The sequence below is a fragment of the Shimia sp. Alg240-R146 genome, assembly GCF_947331465.1.
Lineage (GTDB): Bacteria > Pseudomonadota > Alphaproteobacteria > Rhodobacterales > Rhodobacteraceae > Shimia.
The window spans coordinates 1-4134 of the sequence record NZ_CAMZOK010000006.1 but is presented as its reverse complement, the minus strand read 5'-3'; the positions used below and the strand labels follow the sequence as shown (position 1 = coordinate 4134).

General features: G+C 58.1%; 6 protein-coding genes. 4 read left to right on the top strand and 2 right to left on the bottom strand.

Features of this window, described 5'->3' with window-relative positions; translation table 11 throughout:
* The first annotated feature begins 20 nt into the window (after positions 1–20).
* Positions 21–179, top strand: coding sequence for a TA system antitoxin ParD family protein (locus PG871_RS20345; RefSeq protein WP_443020520.1), 159 nt, complete (start codon positions 21–23; stop codon positions 177–179).
* An 80-nt stretch (positions 180–259) separates the two neighbouring features.
* On the opposite strand, the gene PG871_RS20310 is transcribed toward PG871_RS20345, so the two are convergent.
* Both PG871_RS20310 and PG871_RS20305 read right to left on the bottom strand, forming a co-directional pair.
* The gene (locus tag PG871_RS20310; RefSeq protein WP_270733116.1) at positions 260–610 is read right to left on the bottom strand and encodes a hypothetical protein; all 351 of its coding nucleotides are present in this window, start codon (positions 608–610) and stop codon (positions 260–262) included.
* 144 nt (positions 611–754) lie between these two features.
* Entirely contained in the window at positions 755–1969 is a 1215-nt protein-coding gene (locus PG871_RS20305) for a plasmid recombination protein (protein ID WP_270733113.1), read from the bottom strand.
* Positions 1970–2463: 494 nt separating this feature from the next.
* Here PG871_RS20305 and PG871_RS20300 point away from each other — a divergent pair, with 494 nt between their 5' ends.
* The 3 genes from PG871_RS20300 to PG871_RS20290 all read left to right on the top strand — a co-directional run bounded on the left by PG871_RS20300 (position 2464) and on the right by PG871_RS20290 (position 3967).
* Positions 2464–3006: a hypothetical protein gene (locus tag PG871_RS20300; protein ID WP_270733111.1), complete on the top strand. Its 543-nt coding sequence runs from the start codon at positions 2464–2466 to the stop codon at positions 3004–3006.
* The gene (locus PG871_RS20295; protein WP_270733109.1) at positions 2999–3433 is read left to right on the top strand and encodes a hypothetical protein; all 435 of its coding nucleotides are present in this window, start codon (positions 2999–3001) and stop codon (positions 3431–3433) included. The genes PG871_RS20300 and PG871_RS20295 overlap by 8 nt, the downstream gene beginning before the upstream one ends.
* Positions 3434–3544: 111 nt before the next feature.
* On the top strand, positions 3545–3967 hold the full coding sequence (locus PG871_RS20290) for a hypothetical protein (RefSeq protein ID WP_270733106.1): 423 nt from the start codon (positions 3545–3547) through the stop codon (positions 3965–3967).
* Positions 3968–4134 lie beyond the last annotated feature (167 nt).

The window sequence follows — 4134 nt, the reverse complement described above, 5'->3', positions numbered from 1 at the left end:
TCCGCCCGGATTTTTACGAACTGCTCCGCGAGGAGGCCGCTCTTCGCGACCGGACGATCCGGTCACAGGCTTTGCACTGTCTCGCGATCGGCAAGGCAATTGAGGCGTCGGGTATATACACCCACGCAGGCCTCACGGCTTTGCTTAATCGTCTCGACGCGGAGACCCGGCCCGAGTAGGTCCCGCATTTCCCTCAATACGCTAAAGGGCGCGGCATGAGCCGCGCCCTTTTCTATTTGTGACTACTATCGGCAGCGCTTCACGCTTTGGGTTTTGCCTTCGGTTTTTGCTTCACCATCGGCTCGTCTTTTGTCTTCGCTTTCGGCTTCCGTGCCTCGCGCAGTTTCTCGACCTCCTGATCGATGCCCTCAGGACGTAGCGGATGGCATTGGATCCTATTGGCGTCGCCAGCTTTGGCAACGGCTTCAAAGAGCACGAACACTTTGCGCAAGAGGTCTTCGTCTTTGGTTGCGGCGTCAAGGAACTTGGGCAGCGTGTCCACAAGGGCCTTTCGGATTTTTGCTCGGGTTTCCGCCCGCGTTTCGCCAATGCCGGCAATGATTCCGAGCGCACGTTTTTGCGCCGGAGTGAGGTCTGTCGGTAGGTCCATGGGATATCCCCTTATGTATACCGTGTATCTAGGGAGCGGTTGCCCCCGGTGACTGTCGTCAGAAGCTTCTCGCCACCGTCGACAGTCAAAAGATTGTGTCGTTGGTCTTCAGAGAGAAAAAAGTTTGGGAAGGGTTTGAATCCCTCAAACTTCCGGCCCATTTTTTTGGCCCGGCCGCGCCCATTTTTTGATCGAGCGCTTAAGCGTTGTGATCCGTGCCGCCAAAGCTTGCCGCGCTTCAACGATCTTCTTCCGCGCCGCCTCCGGCAACGCAGCCGCCGCTTCTACAATCGCATCATCCGCCGCTTTGATCTCTTCAAATTGCGCCTGCACTTCAGCCCGGGCTTCCTTCCGGGCAGCTTTGCGGGCCTCGCCGCGCAGAGCCGCAAAGGCCTTTCCAAACAGGCGCGCAGCGGCGGATTTGCCATCGGGCTGCGCCATCTCGGCAAGCACTTTGGGGTCTCCCTCTGCCACTGCCGTCGCGACCTTCAACACGGTCACGGCTTGCGTCTCTCGCTTGCCAACCTGTCCCTCACGGTCTGCCAGTTGCCGCTCTTTCTGTTCGCGCCACTCACGCGGGCTGACATGCTCCACCTGCTCCGGAAGGTTGGCAGGTGCCTCATCCGCCTTACTTCCCTCAGCCTGCTCTTTGCGATGCTGCTGAACCGCCTCTCGCAACGCCTGCTTACGCCGCTCCCCGCGCTTCAATCCAAGCTCGGCAAACCACTCCCCAACGCTGTCCTGCGCCTTCTCATAGTCCTTGATGAGAGAGTGTTTTGACGGCTGCAACATCATGCGGCCATCCTTGGTTCGCGAGCGCGGCATGACAATCGCATGGATGTGATAGGTCGTCTCATCAAGATCCGCGCGTGCGTGAATGACGTCCTCGCCAAAGCTGTTTCTAAGCCAGTCCACAGCGGCCTGCTCAAAGCGCTCCTCGCGACTTTCGCCAAATAAGTCATTGATGTTGTCTTGATCAAAGGCCGCAAACCAATCCTGGTGCGCCGTGATGATCACTTCACGCAATGGCCCATGCCGCGTCCCCCGCCAGGGATCCTTGGGGCCTTCCACAATGCGCTTGGAAAGCTCCGCCTTGCGCCGCCGCTTCTGCAGCCCCTCAAGCTCTTTGGCAAAGTTCTCCACCCTCATCTCTGCGATCTCGGCAAGCGCCCGTTGCGCCCAATCCTCCTCGCCGATCAAACGGCGGTTGAGCCCCGAGCGTGTCTCATCCACGTGACCAAGATCGCCGCCTTTTCGCGTGCGATGCCGCTCATACCCGGCGAGATCTGCCGGGAAGAGACCTTCCATGCGCAACACCACCGGATGTTGCTTGTCGACCTTGCTGATCTCTTCGCCCATGGTGTCGTCCTCTCTTCTTGAGGACGGGAAGTGGGTCCGCTGTCGCAAACTTGTGCATCACAGGTTTGAGGCGCCACCTTGACCAGAGCGCTGCTTGGCTGCGCAGGGAAAGTTACTCACTAATCAGCCCGCGCAGTTTCCCATGGAAACCGCTCTGGCTGTCGTTCGTCGGGGCCCTGCCCCAAACCCCGTGCTGCCGCAAGCCACCTGCGCGGAGAGCGGCAAAGGAACGCTCGCCACGCTCCTTTGCAAACCATCGGCATCTCCCGACAGGCTCAGGGGGTATTCCGCATACCGCCCCGAGACCCCGTGCTCTTGAGAAAGATCCTTGCGCCGACCTTCCCCAAACCCCTTCCAGCGCTATGAAGTTGCGATACCGCACAGGACAGGACGCCCGTTCTCAACTGCGCAGACTTTGTGTCGCGCATCTGAGAACGGGGCCCAGCCCCGGTTCAGAAGAAGACGTGACGGTTTTATCCGAGAAGGATACCTCGATGACTGCTACACAACCCCAATTGGCGCACAGCGCAGCTTGGCAAGACGACCTGCAAACCGGCGACGTGGTCGCGTTTCGCTTTCCGCATGAGACTGACGGCTCAGTCGATCCCAAGGTCCGTCCGGCACTCGTTCTGGAAGTCGAAAAGACTGAGGTCGGTCGCTTCGCATCCCTCGCCTACGGCACATCGAACCCGAGATCGCGCAAAGCCGATTACTGCGTCGACGTGCGTTCCGAGAAAGACCGCGCTCCGGCTGCACTTCACCGACCAACACGCTTCAATGCCGCACGTCGGGTTCTCGTATCGCTCGACCATCCAGGCTTTGAACTGAGCTCAGAAGTTGGCACGCCCGTGCTCGGACACCTGACTGGCCCTGCAAGTGATCGCATGCACAGCGTGCGCGCGCGCATCCATGCGGAACGCGACATCCGGCGCGATCACCTCGGCCGTCTGCGACGCAACGCCGGGAGCCTTCGTCCGGTAACTGTGGAACGGCGCTCCAAGTCTCACAAAACAACCTGGAAGATGATCAATGTGTGAGCCAAATCTCGACTATGATCCGATCCAAGCCACTGTTTTCCAAGCCCTTACACTGGCATCCAGCGCGCACAACGCGCTGGATCAACTTTCAGAGTATTGGGCTGACCGACACGGTGCGAACGCCGCACGTAAACTTTCGGCGCAGATTGCACAGGAGAAGATCTTTTCGGCACGCGATCTCGATGCGCTGGAACAAGTTCTGCATCCGTTGATGTCTGTTGCCGAAGGCGGTCCACGCTCAGATGCCCATACTCCATCACAACACGCGGACGGCGGGCATCTCAAACAAATACTGCGTCCAGGCGCTCAGGACCTACACAACAAGATCCAGCCCTTGATGGAGTTGCGCAGCGCGCTTTTGACCCTCGGCCGGCTGCGCCGGTCCGAGCAAATCGCACAAACCCTGCGCGGTGAAGACATGACCTGACCGCAAAACACGGAGGCGCAAATGCGCCTCCAACCCTCTCCATTTCACCAGCTCTTGCTGACCTTCTGCGTGAGGTCGGCAAGACGCTGGAACCAAATAGAAAGAGACACCATGATCCCTGCCCCAACACATTTCCCAAACGACAGTTCACACCGCGTCGCACTGTTCTTGAAGCCAGCCGAGCGTGACGATTTCGACCGGCTGGAAGAACTCACTGCAGACGGGCTGCAAGCCGCCCGCAAGGCAGTTGAAGATCTCACAAATCTGCAAATACAATTTGACCGAACAGCAACGGCAAACCTCACCGAACTGCAACAGGCTGTGGAGAAGCGCCGCCTGTTAAACGATCGCTTTGTAGATGCTGCAAATGCTCTCAGAACGCAGCTTGCCGGCATGGAACACCCAGAGGATTGCGCCGAGGTTTTCGACCGGATTGCACAGGAACTTGGGCAAGCAATTGCGCTTTCAAATCGCGTGCGTGATTTGCTCTCGGCAGAGCGGGATGTAGGCTGGCATCGCGGAATTCACGACTAAATCCAGAATTTCTTTTCGTTAAAAATCAAAAGCCTGACAGGCAGCTTCGTCAGGTCCACCAGTTTTCTTCTCAAACTCGTTTGGCAAATTTTCAAAGCGTCTGAGGTCCTCAAAACAACAATCGGGAAGACTGCTTCCCCTTTAACGAGGACACCACTCATGACGAC

Coding starts and splice junctions, on each gene's coding strand:
- PG871_RS20305 (WP_270733113.1), bottom strand. CDS start 1,969: ATGGGCGAAGAGATCAGCAAGGTCGACAAGCAACATCCGGTGGTGTTG.
- PG871_RS20295 (WP_270733109.1), top strand. CDS start 2,999: ATGTGTGAGCCAAATCTCGACTATGATCCGATCCAAGCCACTGTTTTC.
- PG871_RS20300 (WP_270733111.1), top strand. CDS start 2,464: ATGACTGCTACACAACCCCAATTGGCGCACAGCGCAGCTTGGCAAGAC.
- PG871_RS20290 (WP_270733106.1), top strand. CDS start 3,545: ATGATCCCTGCCCCAACACATTTCCCAAACGACAGTTCACACCGCGTC.
- PG871_RS20310 (WP_270733116.1), bottom strand. CDS start 610: ATGGACCTACCGACAGACCTCACTCCGGCGCAAAAACGTGCGCTCGGA.